The following is a 20,164-nucleotide window of genomic DNA, read 5'->3' on the forward strand; positions in this document are numbered from 1 at the left end:
GCGACGGACCTCGGGACGCTCTTACACCACGTCTGCGCGCGCCACCTTGTATGCACCTCCACATTGCTCAATCAGCTCTGTATCAGGCTTATATGTACTAGCGTTAATGAACATATTTACTTTATGTCCATTATTTTGTGGGAGCAATATGGCACTACAGCAGCAACAGTACTCATATTTGGCATTTTTTGCCCACAGGGCTTGGAGAACGCCCAACAATCTGGCAATACCAGCAAGCAAACCGCGTCCGCTGGCGCAAGGAGTTTCCCCAAGTGCCAGCACATAAGGAACGTCCCCAACTGCCAGGTTTGAAAGGTAGTCATTGGGGACGTTCTTAAACGACTAGTCAAACAACAAGAACGTCCCCAACAACTACTTATAAACGGCAGACTATCCACTCTCATTCTGCGAGCACTCATTTAAGTCTGTCCCCAATGAGTGCCCTGGAGCAGGACAACTCCGCAGGTAGAGGACGGACAGCGAGCGCCGTCCAGAGCGTACAAGTTGGCATGAAAAAGGCAGGGCATTGACCTTCTGGTCATGCCTTGCCTTTTGAATGACAAATTGTCGCTCTGGGCGGCGCGCAGCGTCGAGCCGTTACGCGGGTTGGTAAACCCGCGTAACTAAACACGCTCCGCGATCTCGCGGATCAGATAGTCGGTCTTTTCCCAGCCCAGGCACGGGTCGGTGATCGACTTGCCAAAGACGCCGCCGTCGACCGGCTGGTTGCCATCCTCCAGGTAGGACTCGATCATAAAGCCCTTGACCAGTTTGGAGATGGATTCGTTGCGGCGACAGCTGTCGAGCACTTCCTTGCAGATGCGATACTGCTCCAGCGGGCGCTTGCCCGAGTTGTCATGGTTGCAGTCGATAACCGCCGCCGGGTTGGCGTAGCCGGCGTGCTCGGTATAGCGCTCGGCAAGGCGCTCCAGGTGCTCGTAGTGGTAATTGGGGTAAGTGCGACCGTCGAGACCGATGTAGCCGCGCATGACGGCGTGCGCGAGCGGGTTGCCGTCGCACTCGACCTCCCAGTTGCGGAAGATAAAGCTCTGGTGCGCCTGGGCGGCGTAGATGGAGTTGAGCATGACGGTAGTGGAACCGGCTGTAGGATTTTTCATGCCCACCGGCACCGAAATGCCGCTCGACACCAGACGGTGCTCCTGGTTCTCGACCGAACGCGCACCCACGGCGACGTAGCTCAACAGGTCGACGAGGTACTGGTAGTTGGACGGGTAGAGCATCTCGTCGGCAGTGAAGAAGCCAGTCTCCTCGATGACGCGCAAGTGCATGTGGCGAATGGCCTTAACGCCTTCGAGCAGATCGTCGGGCGCCTCGGGGTCGGGGTTGTGCAGCAGGCCCTTGTAGCCAGTGCCCTTAGTACGCGGCTTGTTGGTGTAGACGCGCGGAATGATGATGAGCTTGTCCTTGACCTCCTCGGCGGTTTTGGCCAGGCGGTTCATGTACTCGAGGACCGAGTCCTCGCGGTCGGCAGAGCACGGTCCGATGATGAGCACCTTGCGCGCGTCCTCGCCGGTAAAGACCTTGGCGACCTCGGCGTCGAATGCCTGCTTCTTAGCGGTAAGCTCGGCGGAAAGCGGCATTTCCTCGCGGATCTCCATGGGGATCGGCAGCCTGCGTTTAAATTCCATGGCCATGCGGGGCCTCCTCAATCAATTGATGGCAACGAGAACATTGTCGAATGCTCGGCATTATCCGCTGTCGCACGCTAAAGTGCAAGCACAACCAGCCAAAAAGGGAATGGATAACGAGCGAGGATTTTCGGGCGCTTCCAACGAGAGTGGATAATCTCCCGTTTTTGACCTATGTTCGCGCTAAAAGTGGGAGATTATCCACTCTCGTCGAGCAAGCGTCCGAAAATCCTCGCTCGTGGCCCCTTTTCCTCCGTCCCCGAGAGATCGAAGCTCGTCTACCGAATGGTTGATGCGGCAGCGGTGCGCCCATGTCACACTCAGAGGTGGCCTGACCCACCTTGGAAGGAGCCTCCATGAGCCTTGACAACGTAACCCTGCGCGCCGCCACGCTCGACGACCTGGCTGGCATCGCCGCCATCTACAACCAGCTGTGGTGCAACACGCTGCGCAACCGCGGCGACGTCGAAGCTGCCGATTTCTGCGCGCGCTTCAACATTGCCATGCAGCTGCAGCGCTCCCCCATCGCGCTCGTCGCCGAGGCAGAGGGCCGCATTATCGCCGCCTGCTGCATCGGTATCTTCGAGGACGGCAAGCCGCGTACCAACCCCACGTGGGTACCCTGCTACGACGAGATGTTCGCCCAGGCAACCGAGATGGCAAAGACCGCCGATGCCAAACTCGAGGGCTCGCTCTTTGGCGACAGTCGCGAAAAGGCCACGGCCGATCGCTTTGCCGCCACGGGCGACGAGTATGCCCAGGGCCAGCTCAACCTGATCATCATTGTGCCCGAGTGGCAGGGCAAGGGACTCGGCCGCGAGCTCATCGACCTTGCGCGCGCCGAACTCGCCAAAGCCGGGTGCACCAAGTTCTTCCTGATGAGCGACTGCAACTCTGACTGGCAGTTCTACGAGCACCTCAACATGAAACGCATCCTGGAGGATCACAGCCAAGACACCGGCGACGGCTTTATCGTCTACATGTACGGAGGCGACACGCAGGATTAGCCTGAGTGCCGCCTCATGGGCTTTCTCCAAAACAGCCCAAACCAATCAGCCGCGCCAAAAGGGACATGCCAAAAAGAGACAGGTTTATTTTGGCAGGTTTTATCTGGGCAAACGCCAACCGCCGTGAGGAGAGCTGCTTGCCCTTGCGGCGGCCTTCTCGCCGAAAAACCAAGTGAGTAGACCTTTTGCAGGAGGCCGAGCACACTCCAAAACGCCACAGCTCTGACCTGCGGTTTTATTTAGCGTTTGTCGCGGTGTGCTCGACAGATCCAAAAAAGCCTACTCACTTGCATCTGAGGCGCACCGGATCGGCAAAAAACCGCCGCGAAAGGGGTCCGATCCTCTTCGCGGCAGTTGTTAATACGCCGAACTTGTTATCGCAAAAGCCAATCACGCGCCGAGACCACGCTACAGTCTTTCGACTCATACGTTGAATCCACGCGGGCCACAACATAGCGCGCATCTTTTGCAATGTCGATCTCATCGCATACAGCCTGTAAATGGCGGGCGTACTTATCGTGATACGTTCTGGATGATTTTATTTCGATAGCCTTGGGACTCCCTGAGTTTGTGCAGTCGAGCAAATCGATTTCTCGCTTGCCGTCGTCCCTATAGAAATACAACTCGGGATTCTCGCCCACGTTGAGATGGCTCTTCGCCGTTTCGGAAACGATGAGGTTTTCGAAAACTGCCCCCAGATAAGAGCTCTCCAAAAGTTGCTCCAGTGATCCAATTTTGAGCAAGTAGCAGAGCAGCCCCGTGTCGTAAAAATAAAGCTTGGGCGTTTTAGTCAAACGTTTCCTGGCATTTGCATAATAGGGCTGCAGTGAAAACGTCAGGTAGCTCTGCTCCAGGATAGACAACCAGCTTTTAATGGTCGATACGTTCACACCCGTATCTCGAGAAAGCGAAGATATATTAATGAGAGCACCGGCGCTCTGGGCAATTATGGACAGAAACTTATGAAACTCCGCTTTATTGCGCACGTCAAGCAAGCCCACAACATCGCGCTCAACATAGGTATCAATATAGCTGGGGAAATAAACCGAGGACGGCATTCCGGCGGAACGCAGGCGAGGGTATCCCCCTTCGAGCGCAAACAAATCCACTTCCAACTGCCCCTGCTGGCCCCTCTCCGCTTCTCGAAACGAAAATGGCAGCAATTTTAAGATCCCGACTCGCCCGGCAAGAGACTGGCCGATGCTTTTCATCATCAAAAAGTTTTGCGATCCCGTAAGGATGTATTGACCGGCGTCTCCCCGCTCATCCGAAACAACCTGAATCATCGAGAACAAATCCGGGGCGTATTGCGCCTCGTCGATGATGAGTCCGCCCTTTCGGTTGCGGATAAAACTCACCGGATCCTCCAAGGCCGCGCGCCTCGTTTGGGGGTCCTCAAGCGTAACATAGGAATAGTCGGGAAAGGCATGCCGAACCAGCGTAGACTTACCGCTCTGCCTAGGCCCCGTCAACGACACAACAGGAAACCAACCCGCCATGCGAATGAGCAACTCATGCAAATCCCTGTTAATGTACTCGGCCATATCAACGCCCCTTATAACGCTGTTACCATAATCGTATAGTATCATTTGCCATAATCTTGCAGTAGCGTTTTCCATAATCTTGTAGTAGTGTTTTCCACAATCTTTTAGTAGCCCAGTTCAAAAACGTTATTTATAGAGCCGAAATCTCAGACCCTAAATAACAATAGCCACCACAATGGGAACTGTCCCCATTGTGGTGGCTTGCAGGCGAGTTGACTTATTCGACTATCGCGGGCCGGCCGTGTCCGAGTCTAGAGCGTGGCAAGTCGCTTGGATTCGCGGACGGCGAGGGCGATGGAGATAAGACCAGTGATGGCGTCAGCCGCCACCAAGGCAAACCAGACACCCTGAACGCCCATCATGTTGCCAAGCAGGTACATAAGCGGCACGGAGCAGATCACGTAGCGGAGCAGACCGGTGAACGTGGCGATACCCACCTTCTCAACCGCCTGGAAGTACATCGACATGGTCATGGCAAGATAGCCCAGGGCCACGGCCAGGATAACGATGCGCGTGGCGTTGGCGGCAACCTCGACGAGCGCCGGGTCGCTACCAGCAAAAAAGGCGCAGACCGGCGTTGCGGCCACCCATAGCACAGCAGACACCGCAGCAAGCGTCACGACCTGGTACTTAAGCGTGCAGGAGAGCGTTTCCTTGAGGCGCGCCCACGCCTTGGCGCCGGCGTTGAAGGCGGCAATGGGCTGCAGGCCGTACGAGAAGCACTGGGCGACCATCATGGTAATGTAGAGGATGTAGCCGTTGATCACACCAAAGGCCGCGATGTAGAGCGAACCCATGTCGCCGCCGAGCTGGCCAAGCAACGAGTTGGCAACGGTGTTGAAGATGAACGTGGCAGCTTGCACCAAAAAGAACGGGAAACCAATCTTGATGATCTGGCCGCAGATGGCCATGTCGAGTTTGAGGTCGGCGGCGCTGATCTGGAGCTGCGACTTCTTACCGCCGATGAACCAGAAGATACCGATGGCCCAGATACCGATGGAAAGACCGTAGTACACGCCAGCTCCCATAACGCCAAGCTTGAGCACAAACGTGGAAAGCGCAAGCCAGCAGATAGCGACGATGGCAGACACGGTCATGAGGTTGGCCTGGATCTGAACCTTCTCGTCCACACGCATGACGGCGGTGACCATCTGACCAATGACCGTGAGCGGCAGCAGCACGGAGAAGGTGCGCACGCCGGCAACGGTATCGGCCATGATGTCGGGCGTGGCGCCGAAGAATGCGCAGATGGGCTCGGTAAACACAGCCATCACCACAGCAAGCAGCACACTCACAATCGTGGTAAGCCAAAAACCCTGGCTAAACGCCTTGCTGGCGCCCTTAATGTCGCCGGCACCCAAAAGGTTGCCCACCACGGCGGGCACGCCGGTGCCAAACAGGTTGCCAAAGGCCAGGTTAATGTACTCGACCGACATGATGATCGAAACACAGGCCAGGCCGTGTGCACCCAGGCCCCAACCCATCACGAGGCCCTCAAGGACCACCATGATAATCTGGGCGAGCATACCCTGGCCGGTGATGATGGTGTACTTGCGCACCAGGCCGGGAATCGGCTGCGAGGCAAGCTCACGCTCCTCCTCAACAGCGGCGGTCGTTTCTTCTGCCATTGTTCTCCCCTTTCCATGAGAGATTGATGAATGGATGCATGAATGGATGGGCGGCACGCACAGGCTGCGGCACCGCCTAGCGATGCAGCAGCCCCGCTAGGCCTCGTAGACCACCTTGCCGGCAATCATCGTGAGAGACGCCGTGGCCTCGAGGACCTCAGCCGGTTCGCAGTCAAAGAGGTTACGGTCGAGCACACAGATATCAGCCTGTTTGCCGCATGCGAGCGTACCGATGCGATCCTCGGCATGCATGGCGTAGGCGCTGCCGTAGGTGTAGGCGCGCAGGGCCTCGGCCATGGTGATGCGCTCCTGCGGGAACCACCCTTCTGGGTTGGAGCCGTCCTCGAGCATGCGGAAGACCGCGCCGTACACCTCCTCCATGGGCTCCAAGCCCACAACGGGGAAGTCACTGCCCAGGTGCACCACGGCACCGCTGGCAAGCAGGCTATGCAGGGGCCACGAAAGCGCAGCACGCTCGGGGCCCACGGCATCGTCCTTGGCAAGGTCAGCCATATCGAGCAGCATGTGCCACGGCTGCATACCAGGGCATATACCCAGCTCGGCATAGCGCGGCAGATCCTCGGGCTGAACCGTCTCGTTGTGCTCCATGGAGTGGCGGCAACCCCGCTTACCATGCAAGCGCTCGCCCTCCTCAAAGCAATCAAGCACAAAACGCACCGAGCGATCGCCGATCGTATGGACGCGCGTGTCAACGCCCCATTCCTGCGCCCTGACAATGGCGGCACGGATGCGCTCTGGATCCTCCGCGGGCTCACCGCAGGTATCGGGCGCGTTGGAATAGGGTTCAAGCATCCAAGCGGTGTGGTCGGAGCACACGCCATCAAGAAACTGCTTAAAGCCGTGCCACTCGACCTGCGTACCCGAGAAGGCGTATTTCTCCTTGATCTGCTCGAGCGTTAAGGACTCGTTTTCGAACAGATCGGTGTACAGGAACACGCGCAGTGGCAAGTCGCCCTTGGCATTAAGACCTGCCAACACCGCATACGGGTTTTCCATGCTCACAAACGTAGGATTGACCATGCCGACCGTAGTGATTCCCAGGGCATTGGCGCGCCGGGCGGTTTTTGCAAACGACGCGTCAACAACCTCGGGCGCTGGGTCGTAGACCTCGTCCATAAAGAAGACGCCGGCGTTGTTGGAAAACACGCCCGTCAGATTGCCCTCGGCATCCTTAAGGATCTTGCCGCCTGCGGGATCGGGCGTCTGCGAAGTTACTCCCACCTTGTTGATGGCGCAGGTATTGGCACTAAAGGTATGCAGGTCAACCTGCTGCAGAAAGACCGGGCGGTCCGAGATGTACTCATCGATCATCGCGGCTGTGGGCATCTCGGGGACATCCCACTGGAACTGGATAATCTGGCAGCCCAGAATCCACTCGTTATCGGGATGGTCGGCCGCAAACGCCACGACACGTTCCATCGCCATCTCAAAACTGGTGCAGTCGATGAGGTTGACGGCAAAATCGGGGTCGGTCATAAACGCGCCCTGGGCAAAATGCGTGTGCGAGTCGATCAGGCCGGGCATGACGAGCTGGTCGCCAAAGTCGCGCACCTCGGTATCGGGACCGATAAACGGTGCCAGGTGAGCATCGTCACCGCAGGCAACAATCTTATCACCGCGCACGGCAACGCCGCCCTTAAACGGCTCGAGCCCATCGCCGGTAAAGACGGCGTTGCTCTTGATAACTACATCAGCCTTGTCCATGTGAGCCTCCTCAGGCATCTTTGGTTGCAACGCGGACGCACCGCCCGCGTGGGCACTCGGTTGGGAGCGTAGCGCTCCCGCATCGGCGCGTGCCTACAAGCCGTGCTCGGACGTCTGTCCCACGTCCGCGGCTTCGCGCTACACCCATTGATACACAGGAGCAAATCCGTGCCAAGGCCAGGGATCGCAAACGGTCAGTTTAAGCAGGTTTACACGCTTTACCTGCAGGTTTATTGTCTGAGATTATTACCGCGTCATTACGCCCAACGGCGTGCCCGCCCACACGGCAAGACCCGCATGCAAGGAAGAATAGGACTAGGAACGCCAAAAGGCATCTATGAGGTCATCTCGGTTGGAGACACCGCTTTTAACGTAGATGCGATGCAAGTGCGCCTTGACAGTGCCAGGGCTGATGACCAACTCGCTGGCGATGTTTTGGGCGTCGTTGCCCTTCAGCACCAGCGTGAGCACCTCCTGCTCGCGCCGCGACAGCTTATGGGCATCGGCATAGATCACAACGCGTGATGCTAGATCGTCCCCAGAGCGTGCGCTCTCGGCCGCCACGTCCTCATCGGCACGCGGATGACGGGCATACACGCGCAGGATATGGCTAAACTGGCAAAAGAGTTGGACCGCGCATGCCATGAGCAGCACGTTTTCGGAGATATTGCGCTCGGACAGATACCACAAAAAGAGGCTGATGACGGGGTTTTGAGAGTCGGGGCGACAGAGCAAAATCATGTAGGTGTCCTCGGCGATTACGCAAAACGCAAGAACGAGTGCCGCCTTCCAAAAGAGCTTTGAGCGGTCGAGGTCGAGTTTCTCAACACGCGTGGCCCTGTGCCGGTAATGCCAGGCGGCATAGGCAAGACATCCTACATTGCCCAGGTCACGCGTGAGCCAAAAGAGATACTGCTGCATCTCTCCGGCAGCACCGCTGCGAGGCACCAGCACCAATTGCAAGATTGAAAACGGCACGATAGCAAGTCCGAGCATGCGCGACGTCGGCCTTTTGCGCAAGCGCGCAAACATCCACAGTACCACGCAGGCATAGATGGCAATACCGAGCACGCAGCGCAGCAAGGGGTGCTGCAACGGCTCGCTAAAGGTAACAGCGTAGTCGTATTTGAGCCGATTGTACTCGTCAAAAAAAATGACCGACATATCGAGCATGTAGAGCAAAAAGCCCGCCGCGGCCACCAGGCTGTCGCGACGGCGCGTCATGAGCCAAACCACCAATGCCACGGCACTGGTCACCAGAGCCACACCCATGATAATCGTGGTGTAGATATAGAACGCGAAACTCATGCCCGCCTCCCCTGTCTAGATGCCGTGAGGATGTTGACAGATTCTTTGCCGCAAGATTAGACTCACCGATTAAACGTACTGTATCGTTTAGATAAACAAGCTGTGTCTCACCGATGAAAGGAGATGCCATGGCGCCTATCGCACCGCTCAAGATGCTCGTCGCTCCTGCCGCCAAGACCATCGCCCGCCTGAGCGACTCACTCACCTACGAAGATATCCCCTGCGTCGTCGAATCACGCGAGGACAGCTGCCCCTACCTGGGCCACGTCCCCTACTTTGCACCCAAGCTCGCATCTGATCCCGAGCAGCGTGAGCAGTAATCCAAGATGCATCTAGCACCGCACAACTCGCGGCGCTACTGTTTTGGTGCAAAGCGACCTGTCCCCCTTGCGCCAACGCCGGGATTGTCGATGCTGCGGCCGCGGCGCGATATGAGGCGCGAAACCTCGCCCAGCAACACGCCGATCACCACACCCATGAGGATCGGCAACTTTGACATCTCGGCGGGCGAGCTGTTAAGCGGCACGGTTGTCGCAACAATCGAAAGCACGAGCTCTACCACCGGCACCGCAAGCGCTACCGCAAGCACCTTGCCCTCGAAGGGCGCGCGAAACACACGCGGGCGGTCGTCGTATTTACGCAGGCGCCAAAACGCCGGGAACATCGGGATATAGCTCATGAGCAGAAAGACGACGTTCATCGAGAAGAAGACCCAAAAGACGTCGGAACCTTCACCCAGCGGAATCTGAAGTAGCAGCACCAAGCTGGCAAAACAACCGTTAATGAGTGCCGAGCCGTTGGGCATGCCGGTCTTCTTGGACACCAGCGCAAAGGGACGCGGCATGTTGCCATGGCGCGCGGCATAGCTCGCCACGTTGTTGACGCCAAAGCTCCAACAGATCATGTTGGCAAACAGCGTTACCAGAAAGGCCACGCCCACGACCATCGTCAGCGGGTGAGCGCGCCCCACCATGGCGGCAACCGCGTCCACAATGCCCGAATCGAGTGAAAGCTGCTCGGTGGGAACCGCGGCTCCAATACCGATGCCACAGATAATGTAGATCGCCGCGATGGCAACGCCACCGGCGATAACCGCCTTGGGGATATCGCGCGATGGGTTCTTCATCGTGCTGGCAAAGGTCGCGACCACCTCAAAGCCCATAAAGTTGAATAGGATGATTGAAAGATACGTCAGTGAGTTAGTGTCTCCCAGATCGGGGACAAAGGTCTTAAACGACATATCGTTGGCAAAGCCGTTGTTGCAGGCAAACCAGATGCCGATGATTCCCACCACGGCGGTAATGAGCACCTTGATGACGGCGCCGCCATCCATGACCCAATCGGCCTCGGCCACCGGCTGCATTGCCATGACCGTGACGCCCCACACAAAGGTAAGCTCGATGGCAATTCGGACCCCAAGCGAAAATTCGATGCCCCATACCGCATTGATGACACTGGGGAACATGCAGGCGATACTTGCCACCCACAGTGGAAAGTTGACCCAATAGCACCAGGAGCAGCGTGCACCCCAACGGTCTCCCAAGCCCAGGCGAACCCAGTCGTACAGGCCGCCCTCGGAATCGAACGCCGTACCGAGCTCGGCCACCACCAGGCCATAGGGAAGCAAAAACGTAATGATAAGGAAGATCCACCAGAAGAACTGCACGTTACCCATGGCAGATGCCGGAGCAGCCGCCTCGATGGTAAAGACAACGCAGATAACCGAGAGGATGACCTCGAACAGGGAGAACTTTTTACCTGCCATGGCACGCTTCCCCTACAGCAAAAAGGATGGCATCTGTACCGAAGGCGCAGCCCAAGGTAGGGTTGCAGGCCGCGTCACCGGTGCAGGTGCCATCCCAAAGAGAAGAGAGGATGCAATTGTTGGACCAACGCTCGCGGAACAGGCGCGTGTAGATAACGATACGCTGGTACATAGATACTCCGATCAAAACGGTCGCGTTCACGACCGATAACTTTCGGCAATTGAAGACGCGTCTGACCTGGGAAATTCAAGCGAACAATTGGCCTAACCCGCAAAAAATCCCAGGCCAGACGCGTACTCAATCAAAGAAAAGGGCACTCCGAAGTGGAGGCAACGGAGTGCCCAAAGAAAACCCAACCGACCAAGACATCGGGCAAGCCGACCATCAATGCCCCAAGATGGTTCGATTCGCCGATTGTCCGATTGATCGGCTGGGTTTTCGAGGTGCCCCAGGTCGCCGCGAAAGAGGAGCGAAGCGTACTTTGGTACGCGAGCGACGGTTTGAGCGGCGAGATGGGGTGCCTCGGAAAGTCAGACGATTAAGCGGACGGCTCCTGCTGGGTAATGCAGTGGATGTTGCCGCCACCGAAGACGACCTGCTCGGACTGAACGCCGACGCACTTGTAGACACCCTCGCCCCAGACCTCGTCGTAGATCTTCTGGAGCGTGTCGACGGCCAGCTGGTCGTTCTCGTCGCCGTACTGCGGGACGATAACGCCGTGGTTGGTCACGAGGTAGTTCATGTAGGAGGCGATCAGCGGCTCGTCGGGGACGCGCGGCTCGGCGTTCTCGTCGGCGTCGATGGTGTCGCAGGAAGCCTGGTCCATGAACAGCGGGTTCACGGGCATGCAGAGCTTGTAGACCTTCATCTTGCGGCCCTTGGCGTCGACGGCGTTGGAGAGGGTCTCGTAGGCAGCGTGGCACTGCTCGTAGAACGGATACTCGGGATCGTCGGTCCAAATGCAGGCCATGACGCCCGGCGCGATGAACGTGGCGACGTCATCGATGTGGCCGTTGGTCTCCTCGGGGTCGATACCCTCCTTGACCCAGATGACCTTCTCGACACCCAGGTAATCCTTGAGGTGCTCGTCCATGTAGGCGCGAAGCTCCTCGCTCCAGGGCTCAAACTTCTTGCGGTACTTGGGCCAGATGGACTCGGGATCCTCTTCCTCCTCCAGAACCGCAGAGCAGGTGCGGCCCGGGGAAAGCAGGCACTGGTCGGTCACGACAAGGGTGCCCTCGCCGTCGACGGTGATGGAGCCGCCCTCGAGGATCATGTCGTCGGGACGATAGCGGCGGCAGCCGGAGAGCTCAGCCATCTTGAGGGCGATCTGCTCGTCCTTGTCCCACGGGAAGTACAGGCCGTCGACGAGGCCGCCGTAGGCGTTGAAGTGCCAGTGGTTGGCGCGCTTCTCGCCCTTGCCGTTGATGACGTAGGTGGCGGCAGTGTCGCGGAACCAGGCGTCGTCGGTGGTCATCTCGATGACGGTGACGTTCTCGTCGTTCTCGAAGACGGCCTTGCAGTTGGCGTAGTCGACCTGGTTGGCGCACATATAGACCGGGGTGAACTCGGAGATGGCGCGGGCGATGGCGGCATACTGCTTCTGGGCCGGCTTGGCGCCGTGGGCCCAGGTGTCGGTGCGGTGGGGCCAGCCCATCCACACGCGATCCTGCGGGGCGAACTCGGCGGGCATGAAGAAGCCGTCGGCCTTGGGGGTGGACTCGGACTCGGTGATCGTACGCATAAGATTTCCTCCAAATCGAACGATCGCTTGCTGCGGGCGGGTTACCCGCAGCCTAAAACCAAGAGATGGTAGGCGCCCGTTCCCCGGCAAAGGTCGGGGCGCCCGGTGCCGGTTTTCACGGAATCGCACCGGCAAGCGACGACGTAACCAAGTGCGCGGAGACAAAACGCACGAAGGATACGGAAGAGAGATTGGGGTGGGCGGTGGTTACCGGAGCTATCGCTCACACCCACCCCGGGGGAATGGTTAGCAAACCTGTCGCTTGGACACGCCTCCGAAGAGGCTAGAGTGCCCGGAGTCGGGAGCGACAAGCCCGACGAAGCGCGCGTTGGTACACGAGGAGGGTTGGAGCCCCAGAACCGGGTGCTCTAGTTCTCCTCGGCCTCGGCGGCCTCCTCAGCGAGACGCTGAGCTGCCAGCTCGGGAGTGAGGCCCTTGTACTCGGTCTCGCGGCCCTTAGCGCTGACGACGCGGACAACCTCGCCGATGAGCAGAAGCACGATGAAGATAACGATCATCGGGAGCTTGTCGCCAATTTCAGCGGCAGAGAACGGCACCAGCGTTGCAACGATGGCCAGGATCAGCTCGATGCAAGGGATGGCCAGCATGACCTTCATCATGGCACCCTTAAACGGGAACGTGAAGATGCGCTCGCGGTCGGGGTCGTTCTTGCGAAGGTTGAGGAACGCCGGGAACATCGGGATGTAGGTCAGCAGCAGGAAGACGACGGAGGTGCCGAAGAGCATCCAGAAGACGCCGTTGGAGATGGCATCGATGGGAACGAGCTGCAGGCACAGCACCAGGGAGGCAACGACGGCGTTGACCAGGTTGGCACCGTTGGGCATGTCGTCATCAGAGATCATCGAGGCGAAGACCTTGGGCATGTTGCCGTGCTCGGCAGCGTAGCGAGCAACGGAGTTAACGCCGAAGGACCAAGCAGCCATGTTGGCGAACAGGGTGATCAGGAAGGCAATGCAGATGACCTTAAAGATCATGGAGTCGCCCACCATGGTCTGGACTGCATAAATCATGCCGTAGTCGGGGTCGATGGAATCGGCCGGCACAGCAGCGCCGATGCCAAAGCCAGCGAACAGGTAGATCACGGCGATGGACAGGCCACCGACGATGATAGCCTTGGGAATATCGCGAGCGGGATCGGCCATGTCATCGGTCATGGTGCAGATGACCTCGAAGCCCATGAAGTTAAAGATGATGATCGACAGGTAACCGAGAGCGTTGGTGTTGGTGAGCTCGGGCAGGAAGGTGGCAGCGGACATGTCGTTCGCAAAACCGTTCTCCATGGCATACCAAATGCCCAAAGCGCCAACGATAACGGCGACGGCGACCTTGATGATGGCGCCACCGTTAAGGACCCACTCGGAGTCGGCCGCCTTGGAGCGGCCCATGAGGTAGACGATCCACACAAAGGCAAGATCGATACCCATCTTGGCGATCAAGTTGAACTCAACGCCAAAGACCATGCCCAAAATGTCGGGGAACATGGTAGCCAGCGAGGCAATCCACAGCGGGTAGTTGACCCAGTAGTAATACGAGATGCGGGCGCCCCATTTGTCGCCCAGGCCATCGCGTACCCAGTCGTAAATGCCGCCCTCGCCGTCATAGGTGGTGCCGAGCTCGGCAACAACCATGCCATAAGGAAGCAGGAAGGTCAGGATCAGGAAGATCCACCAGAAGAACTGCTGGTTGCCAATGGCAGCAGCAGGAGCGGCGGCCTCGCAAACGAAGACGACGCAGATGATGGTCGAAATGACCGTCAAAAAGGAAAGCTTTTTCTTTCCGTCGCTCATGATGAGCTCCTTCGCTCAGTCTTGGACAGATCCGAGGCCCAAGGTACTAAGGCAATTGCCTGAGCCTCGGTGAGCGGGCGACAGGAGACGAGCATCCGCCGCCCGCAAACGTGCGTTTAGCAGGCTTAAGGCTTAGAGCTGCTCGAGAGCCTCGAGAGCGGCGTGAAGCTCGGCCTTGGCGGAGTACTCGACACCCTCGTCGTTGAGCGGGGTGCGCTTGCCCAGGGCAGCGAGGAGAGCACGGATGGAGTGCTTGCGGTTCTCGGCCTCGACCCAGCACAGGGAGCGCTCGGGATCGTCCATAACCTCGTCGACGACTTCCTCGTTGCGAGTGGCCGGCAGGCAGTGCATGAACTTGGAGTTGGGGCCGGCGAAGTTCATCATGTCCATGGTGACCTGATACTTGGGGTAGAACACGTCCATGTAGTTCTCGCCCGAGACCTCCTCGTCGTACAGGCCATACCACACGTCGGTGTAGATGAAGTCGGCGCCCTTGATGCACTCGATGTCGTCGGAGATGACGACGGAGCCGCCGGAGACCTTGCAGTTCTCCTCGGCGATGGCCATCATCTGCTTGCCGAACTCGGCGCGCTCCTCAACGGTGCCAACGTGCAGGCCGCCGTCGGGGATCTGGTGGCCCTTGGGTCCAAACTGGACAAACTTCATGCCGACCTTGGAGGCGATGAACATGAGGGAGACGCAGACCTGGGTGGCGTCGCCGATGAAGGCCAGGGTGCAGTCCTCGATCTTCTTGCCCTCGGGGAGGTTCTCGAGCATGGTCATGAGGTCGCCCATCTCCTGCGTGGGATGGTTGAACTCGGACATGCCATTGATGACGGGCACGGCGGAACCCTTGGCGAGGCCGACGACGTCCTTGTGACGGTCAACGCGAGCCATCATGATGTCGAGCAGGTCGCCCATGACGCGAGCGGTGTCGCCCAGGGACTCGTGGCCACCGAGCTGAATGGTGCCAGGGCCATAGAACTGAGCGTGGCCGCCGAGGTCGCACATGGCGGTCTCGAAGGAAAGACGGGTGCGGGTGGAAACCTGCTGGAAGATCATGCCAAGGCTCTGGTTGCGGAGCAGGTGCGGATAATAGCCGTCAACCTTGATGGCCTTCTTCATTGCCAGGCCAAGATCCTCGATAGCCAGGATCTGCTCTTTGGTGAAGTCGTTGGTGTCGATGAAATCCTTAGGCAGCGCCATGTCGATTCCTTTCCGCCGGTCGTGCCGACTATTGCTATGAGGCGCTCGAACATCACGCCTCGTGTTGACAAGACCATCATTCACCCGTATGCAATTTTTACCTAGTTTATTCGGGATTAAAGACCGTTCACGGAGTTACATCCCCTCTAAACCAATATAAACCCGCAGGTAGCCAGCTTGCAGGGGGTTTACTATCTAGAACCGCGAACGGTATACGGCTATGCTGTATCTCGGCGCCTAATCCGCAATGGAACGAAGGGTTGAGACGTCTATATCCCACAAGGTATACAGGGCTCGGCCATAGATGAAATGAGATGGGACGGTGGCAGATGAACACCCTGATGTTCTTCTATACCCTAGCGATACTCGTGATCTGTATTGTGACGGCAGTGCTTTCGCTTGCCGCCTATGCCTCGTCTCGTCGACGCTTCTTTATCTATGGCAGCGGCGTTTTTATTTGCTATGCCATCGAGATGACCGAGATCTTCTTTTTTGAATACACGTTGCAAAACCAGAGTTTTCCAGCCAGCGACTATTACTCAATTACCATGCCTGTGTTGCGGACCCTTGTGGCGACCGCTTCACAAGCTTTTATCTGGCTCATTGCCATGGACTTGCTCGACAAACATTCAAAAAAGCAGTTTGTTATTCCCGTCGCAACGTTCTTCCTGAGCGAGCTGCTGATCATTGTCGCTGTCCCCTACGGCCCCATACATCAATGGCTCTACTACACGATGCGTCAGGTATTCCTTGTATTTGTGGGACTGTATATCTTTTGGACGGCGCATAAAAGCACGCAGGTCGAGCTTAAGGCGCGCGTCAACAATCAACGAAAGCACCTCATTATCGGCGCCATTCTGGTCGGGTGCATCGTTGCCGAGGATTTCTACAACATCCTTGTTGTTCCCATGAGCCTGGCACCCTCTTGGCTGCAGCTGTACCTGTCCGAGCGCAACTTTAGCGAGAACATCTTTGCGTGCTACTTTGCGATTCTGCTGATCATCTATGCCTATCACGTGCTTTCGATTCGCATGCAGGAGGCGCCCGAGGAAAAGAACGTCAGCGATCTTGATCGACACATCGAAGAGCAGATGCCCTTCTATCGCAACGCCTACAAGCTCTCCAACCGCGAAACCGAAGTCATGCGTCTGGTTGTGTTGGGCAAATCGAACCAAGAGATCGCTGACGAGCTCTTCCTTGCCGTGGGTACCGTCAAGACCCACATCCACAACATCCTGGTCAAAACCGAGCGGCAAAACCGTACGACCCTGATCCTCCACTTTTGGAAACGATAACCTACCAAAAAGGGACAGGTTTATTTTGGCAGGTTTTATCTGGGCAAATGCCAAAACCGCCGCGAGGGAGCTACTTTCCCTCGCGGCGGTTTTCTAGCAGTAAAACCAAGTGAGTAGGCTTTTGGCGGGATGCCGAGCACACCTCAAAACGCCACAGCCCTGACCTGCGATTTTATTGAGCACTTGCCGCGATGTGCTCGGCAGATCCAAAAAAGCCTACTCACTTGCATCTGAGATGCTCTAGATACGCAAAATACCGCCGCGAAGGGAGCTGGACTCCCTTCGCGGCGGTGCTTCGCTCTGATTTTGCGACGGTTTTGCCCGTCTGTTACTCACTGTAGCGTGTGGCGATGGCGGCTTGCACCATGCCGGTGCTCATGAGGTAGGTCACCAGGAAATAGCCGCCGTAGGCTGCCAGGAAAATCGCACAGGTGAGGCCCACCGTGCCGCCGATGCTCATGTTGCCAAACGTGCTCACCAGCTCGATGATCACCTTGAGCGCCACAAAGGAGTGCGCCAGACCCACTGCCAGCGGGAACAGGAAGAACACCGCTTGCTGCGCCATCACCGAATGGCGAATCTGGCGGTCGTCACAGCCGATCTGCGCCAGCACGCGATAGCTGCGGCTTTCGTCGGCCACATTGGAGAGCTGCTGGATCGACAGAATTGCCGCACATGCAACGACCAGTACAAAGCCAATATAGATGGCTAGATAGCTAATCATGCCGTTCATCTGCGCCGCCAGCGTATAGATCTCGGAGCGTGTCATGAAGACTCCCCACGACCCCGGCTCCTTGCCGTCAACGAGCAGATTGTCGAGCATGGTGTATTTAATGCTCTCGTCTGCCTTGGTCACATCCATCCCCTGCTTGTAGTTAACGAGCAGATTACTGGAATACGGCTGCAGGTTAAGCTGGGACAGCAGCTCGTCGGCTACGACCACGGTACCGGGATTGCTGCCGAGTGCCGAGTTGGCGATGGCAGCCGTGTCCTCGTCCGACTTATCGGTTGCGGGCTTGAGCGTATGTCCGCCCAAGGTGAGGGTATGGCCCCCAGCCATGTACTTGGTGTACAGGTCGCCCAACTCGCCGCCCATATCGCACGTAAGCAAGTACTGGTCGCGGCCAATGCTCACCGGCTCCTCGCCCATCATCTGGCGCAGTTTGTTGTACTGGCTCGCCGGCGTCTCAAACAGGCCCATATCATCGGCATTGCTACCCTCGAGCGCCTTGGGGAGCTTTTCGCCCATGGCCTTGCACATCTCGCCCGCCGTCACCGAAGGATCCGAGCCGCCAAGCGTATAGCTCAGATACGAATCAATCTGCACATGCTCGCCGGCAACGTCGGCGATATTGACCTTCTTTCCGGCCTCGTTGCCATTATCTGCCGACTTGCCCTTGATACTTTCCGCAACGTTATCGGGATCGATACGGTCACCGTGCCATGCAGAGTACAAATCGACCGTTGCGTCTGCCAGCACCATGCGATCGGCCTCGGAAGGATTGACATACTCCTTGTAGTAGTCGAGCCTATCGGGCATGTAATAGATATACGCCTGCGTCATATCCGCCGGCGTATAGCGCTCGAGGTTTTCGTTCATCACGTTGGCGATCGACATACCGCAGGTCACCGAGGTAATGGCCAGAAACAGGATCATCGCGATAACGCCCATCGAAAAGCACACCGTGTTGACCTTGGCCGCAAGCTGGCGCACGGTAAACATGTTGAGGCCGCGCCAATACACGCTGCGTAGGCTCTGCAGCAGCTTGATAAGCATGCCCGAAAGGCCCCAGAACAGGGCAAAGGTACCCACCGTAACCATGGCCGTGGTGATACCAAACTGGTTCATGGCCTCCTGCAGCTTACCCTCCGTCGCGGTGAGCGGGAACCCATCGCGCAACAGGCGGCAATAGGCCACGCCCACCAGCACCACGCCCACGACAAAGATGGCGATCGCAATCCAGGGGTTGCGCGTCTTGATGCTCTCGTTGCGCCGCTCGGCGCCCATAAGCTCGATGAGCTTGGTACGGCGCACGGCGCGAAGGTTCAGCAGTAGCGTAAGCACAAACATCACGAGCATGCAGGCAAGGGTCAGGTTGAACGCATGCACCGAGAAAAAGAAGTGGAAATTAGCGATCTGTGTCTTAAAGAGCGAGGCCGTAAAGAATGTCATGAGCTGGGAGAGCCCCACGCCCAGCACAATGCCGGCGACAAAGGCGCCGACCGAAACGATCACGGTCTCGAGCGCCATGATCGTGGCGACGCGCCCGCGGCGCATGCCGAGCACCTGGTACAGGCCGAACTCCTTTTTGCGGCGCTTCATGATGAAGTTGTTGGCATACACCATCAAAAAGGCCATGACGCCGGCCAAAAAGTACGTCAGGTAACCGAGCATGCTGCCCATGAGCTCGGACAGTCCCTCCTCCTTGATGCCGGCAATGTCGACCTGCATCGAGACGGTATTGAAGGCATAGAAGACCGTGACACCCAGGGTGAGCGTCAGCAAGTAGACGAGGTAGTCGCGGCCGGTGCGGCGGACGTTGCCCCAAGCGAGTTTACAGAGCATCGGAGCCTTCACCGCCCATCATGGCAACGACCTCCATAATGCGGTCGAAGAACTCTCGGCGGTCGGTGTCGCCGCGGCGCAGCTCGGTGAAGATCTTGCCGTCACGAATAAACAGCACACGGCTCGTGTAGCTGGCAGCAAAGCTGTCGTGCGTGACCATGAGCACCGTGGCGCGCAGGCGGCGGTTGAGGGCCTCTAGGCTCTCGAGCAGCAGGCGGGCGCTCTTGGAATCGAGGGCGCCGGTGGGCTCGTCGGCCATGATCATAGTGGGGTCGGTGACGAGCGCGCGAGCCGCGGCAACGCGCTGCTGCTGGCCGCCCGACATTTGGTAGGGATACTTGTCGAGCACCTGACTGATAGACAGGCGCGCGGCCACATCCTGCACGCGGGTCGAGATCTCTGCCGAGTTTGTGCGGGCGATGGTGAGCGGCAGGGCGATGTTCTCGCGTGCCGTGAGCGTATCGAGTAGGTTGGAGTCCTGGAAGATAAAGCCCAGCTCCTCGCGGCGGAACTGCGAAAGCTTGGCCTGCTTCATGCGCGTCACGTCCTGGCCGTTGATGCGGATGGTGCCACTCGTGGCGCTATCGATGGTCGACACGCAGTTGAGCAACGTCGACTTGCCCGAGCCCGAGGCGCCCATGATGCCGACGAATTCGCCGCGGTTGACGGTAAAGCTGACATCGTTGAGCGCGCGGGTCACGTTGCCCAGTGCTCCATATACCTTTTCGAGATGCGCGACCTCCAGTACCGGGGTCGCCGTTTGCGTGGTTTGCATACCGAGTCCTTTCTTGCGATTAGTCTACGGCATCTATAGTCGCAAGGAGCCGAGTCGGCTACCATCGATATGGCTTACGCTTGCCTTACCGTTGCGTAAGGTAAGCGTAGTCTGCCATGTGTTGATGTTGAGAGAGGGCTCCT

Annotated in this window: 16 protein-coding genes; 4 read left to right on the plus strand and 12 right to left on the minus strand. The window is 57.9% G+C overall.

Features of this window, described 5'->3' with window-relative positions; all coding sequences use genetic code 11:
• Positions 1–623 precede the first annotated feature (623 nt).
• The gene (locus DWW12_RS07365; protein WP_117855613.1) at positions 624–1,655 is read right to left on the minus strand and encodes a 3-deoxy-7-phosphoheptulonate synthase; all 1,032 of its coding nucleotides are present in this window, start codon (positions 1,653–1,655) and stop codon (positions 624–626) included.
• A gap of 350 nt (positions 1,656–2,005) precedes the next feature.
• Between DWW12_RS07365 and DWW12_RS07370 the strand changes: the two genes are divergently transcribed.
• Positions 2,006–2,656, plus strand: a complete 651-nt coding sequence (locus DWW12_RS07370) for a GNAT family N-acetyltransferase (RefSeq protein WP_089572363.1) — start codon at positions 2,006–2,008, stop codon at positions 2,654–2,656.
• Positions 2,657–3,030: 374 nt separating this feature from the next.
• Here DWW12_RS07370 and DWW12_RS07375 read toward each other — a convergent pair whose 3' ends face one another.
• The 4 genes from DWW12_RS07375 to DWW12_RS07390 form a co-directional block, all read right to left on the minus strand.
• On the minus strand, positions 3,031–4,200 hold the full coding sequence (locus tag DWW12_RS07375) for an ATP-binding protein (protein WP_199408734.1): 1,170 nt from the start codon (positions 4,198–4,200) through the stop codon (positions 3,031–3,033).
• 251 nt (positions 4,201–4,451) lie between these two features.
• Positions 4,452–5,828: an MATE family efflux transporter gene (locus tag DWW12_RS07380; protein WP_089572364.1), complete on the minus strand. Its 1,377-nt coding sequence runs from the start codon at positions 5,826–5,828 to the stop codon at positions 4,452–4,454.
• Positions 5,829–5,924: 96 nt separating this feature from the next.
• Positions 5,925–7,553: an amidohydrolase gene (locus DWW12_RS07385; protein WP_158550994.1), complete on the minus strand. Its 1,629-nt coding sequence runs from the start codon at positions 7,551–7,553 to the stop codon at positions 5,925–5,927.
• Between the two features lie 315 nt (positions 7,554–7,868).
• Positions 7,869–8,861: a helix-turn-helix transcriptional regulator gene (locus DWW12_RS07390; protein WP_117855614.1), complete on the minus strand. Its 993-nt coding sequence runs from the start codon at positions 8,859–8,861 to the stop codon at positions 7,869–7,871.
• Between the two features lie 128 nt (positions 8,862–8,989).
• On the opposite strand from DWW12_RS07390, the gene DWW12_RS07395 reads away from it, so the two are divergent.
• Positions 8,990–9,181 carry a hypothetical protein gene (locus DWW12_RS07395; RefSeq protein WP_117629864.1) on the plus strand — a complete coding sequence of 64 codons (192 nt, stop codon included), beginning with the start codon at positions 8,990–8,992 and terminating at the stop codon, positions 9,179–9,181.
• Positions 9,182–9,216: 35 nt separating this feature from the next.
• Here the strand turns inward: DWW12_RS07395 and DWW12_RS07400 are convergent, their stop codons facing one another.
• Positions 9,217–10,626, minus strand: a complete 1,410-nt coding sequence (locus DWW12_RS07400) for an APC family permease (RefSeq protein ID WP_117855615.1) — start codon at positions 10,624–10,626, stop codon at positions 9,217–9,219.
• Positions 10,616–10,828: a hypothetical protein gene (locus tag DWW12_RS09765; RefSeq protein WP_199570749.1), complete on the minus strand. Its 213-nt coding sequence runs from the start codon at positions 10,826–10,828 to the stop codon at positions 10,616–10,618. Before DWW12_RS09765 ends, DWW12_RS07400 begins: the two co-directional genes overlap by 11 nt.
• Positions 10,829–10,950: 122 nt before the next feature.
• Here DWW12_RS09765 and DWW12_RS09950 point away from each other — a divergent pair, with 122 nt between their 5' ends.
• Positions 10,951–11,169: a hypothetical protein gene (locus DWW12_RS09950; RefSeq protein ID WP_117564702.1), complete on the plus strand. Its 219-nt coding sequence runs from the start codon at positions 10,951–10,953 to the stop codon at positions 11,167–11,169.
• On the opposite strand, the gene DWW12_RS07410 is transcribed toward DWW12_RS09950, so the two are convergent.
• The 3 genes from DWW12_RS07410 to ptcA form a co-directional block, all read right to left on the minus strand.
• Positions 11,166–12,371, minus strand: coding sequence for an agmatine deiminase family protein (locus DWW12_RS07410; protein ID WP_022094159.1), 1,206 nt, complete (start codon positions 12,369–12,371; stop codon positions 11,166–11,168). The genes DWW12_RS09950 and DWW12_RS07410 overlap by 4 nt on opposite strands.
• A 368-nt stretch (positions 12,372–12,739) precedes the next feature.
• The gene (locus DWW12_RS07415) at positions 12,740–14,179 is read right to left on the minus strand and encodes an APC family permease (protein ID WP_117774343.1); all 1,440 of its coding nucleotides are present in this window, start codon (positions 14,177–14,179) and stop codon (positions 12,740–12,742) included.
• A gap of 132 nt (positions 14,180–14,311) precedes the next feature.
• Positions 14,312–15,385, minus strand: a complete 1,074-nt coding sequence (ptcA, locus tag DWW12_RS07420) for a putrescine carbamoyltransferase (protein ID WP_117654944.1) — start codon at positions 15,383–15,385, stop codon at positions 14,312–14,314.
• 329 nt (positions 15,386–15,714) lie between these two features.
• Here ptcA and DWW12_RS07425 point away from each other — a divergent pair, with 329 nt between their 5' ends.
• Positions 15,715–16,680, plus strand: coding sequence for a response regulator transcription factor (locus tag DWW12_RS07425; RefSeq protein ID WP_158564427.1), 966 nt, complete (start codon positions 15,715–15,717; stop codon positions 16,678–16,680).
• A gap of 328 nt (positions 16,681–17,008) precedes the next feature.
• Here DWW12_RS07425 and DWW12_RS07430 read toward each other — a convergent pair whose 3' ends face one another.
• Together DWW12_RS07430 and DWW12_RS07435 are read right to left on the minus strand one after the other, a co-directional pair.
• Positions 17,009–19,246, minus strand: coding sequence for an ABC transporter permease (locus DWW12_RS07430; RefSeq protein ID WP_117855617.1), 2,238 nt, complete (start codon positions 19,244–19,246; stop codon positions 17,009–17,011).
• Positions 19,236–20,021: an ABC transporter ATP-binding protein gene (locus tag DWW12_RS07435; protein ID WP_089572375.1), complete on the minus strand. Its 786-nt coding sequence runs from the start codon at positions 20,019–20,021 to the stop codon at positions 19,236–19,238. The genes DWW12_RS07430 and DWW12_RS07435 overlap by 11 nt, the downstream gene beginning before the upstream one ends.
• Positions 20,022–20,164: the final 143 nt, after the last annotated feature.

Source organism: Collinsella sp. AF14-35, from assembly GCF_003464565.1.
In the GTDB taxonomy this organism is placed as follows: Bacteria; Actinomycetota; Coriobacteriia; order Coriobacteriales; family Coriobacteriaceae; genus Collinsella.

Excerpts from the sequence above, each read along its gene's own strand:
- DWW12_RS07365 (WP_117855613.1), bottom strand. The coding sequence starts at position 1,655 with ATGGCCATGGAATTTAAACGCAGGCTGCCGATCCCCATGGAGATCCGC.
- DWW12_RS07370 (WP_089572363.1), top strand. The coding sequence starts at position 2,006 with ATGAGCCTTGACAACGTAACCCTGCGCGCCGCCACGCTCGACGACCTG.
- DWW12_RS07375 (WP_199408734.1), bottom strand. The coding sequence starts at position 4,200 with ATGGCCGAGTACATTAACAGGGATTTGCATGAGTTGCTCATTCGCATG.
- DWW12_RS07380 (WP_089572364.1), bottom strand. The coding sequence starts at position 5,828 with ATGGCAGAAGAAACGACCGCCGCTGTTGAGGAGGAGCGTGAGCTTGCC.
- DWW12_RS07385 (WP_158550994.1), bottom strand. The coding sequence starts at position 7,553 with ATGGACAAGGCTGATGTAGTTATCAAGAGCAACGCCGTCTTTACCGGC.
- DWW12_RS07390 (WP_117855614.1), bottom strand. The coding sequence starts at position 8,861 with ATGAGTTTCGCGTTCTATATCTACACCACGATTATCATGGGTGTGGCT.
- DWW12_RS07395 (WP_117629864.1), top strand. The coding sequence starts at position 8,990 with ATGGCGCCTATCGCACCGCTCAAGATGCTCGTCGCTCCTGCCGCCAAG.
- DWW12_RS07400 (WP_117855615.1), bottom strand. The coding sequence starts at position 10,626 with ATGGCAGGTAAAAAGTTCTCCCTGTTCGAGGTCATCCTCTCGGTTATC.
- DWW12_RS07410 (WP_022094159.1), bottom strand. The coding sequence starts at position 12,371 with ATGCGTACGATCACCGAGTCCGAGTCCACCCCCAAGGCCGACGGCTTC.
- DWW12_RS07415 (WP_117774343.1), bottom strand. The coding sequence starts at position 14,179 with ATGAGCGACGGAAAGAAAAAGCTTTCCTTTTTGACGGTCATTTCGACC.
- ptcA (WP_117654944.1), bottom strand. The coding sequence starts at position 15,385 with ATGGCGCTGCCTAAGGATTTCATCGACACCAACGACTTCACCAAAGAG.
- DWW12_RS07425 (WP_158564427.1), top strand. The coding sequence starts at position 15,715 with ATGAACACCCTGATGTTCTTCTATACCCTAGCGATACTCGTGATCTGT.
- DWW12_RS07430 (WP_117855617.1), bottom strand. The coding sequence starts at position 19,246 with ATGCTCTGTAAACTCGCTTGGGGCAACGTCCGCCGCACCGGCCGCGAC.
- DWW12_RS07435 (WP_089572375.1), bottom strand. The coding sequence starts at position 20,021 with ATGCAAACCACGCAAACGGCGACCCCGGTACTGGAGGTCGCGCATCTC.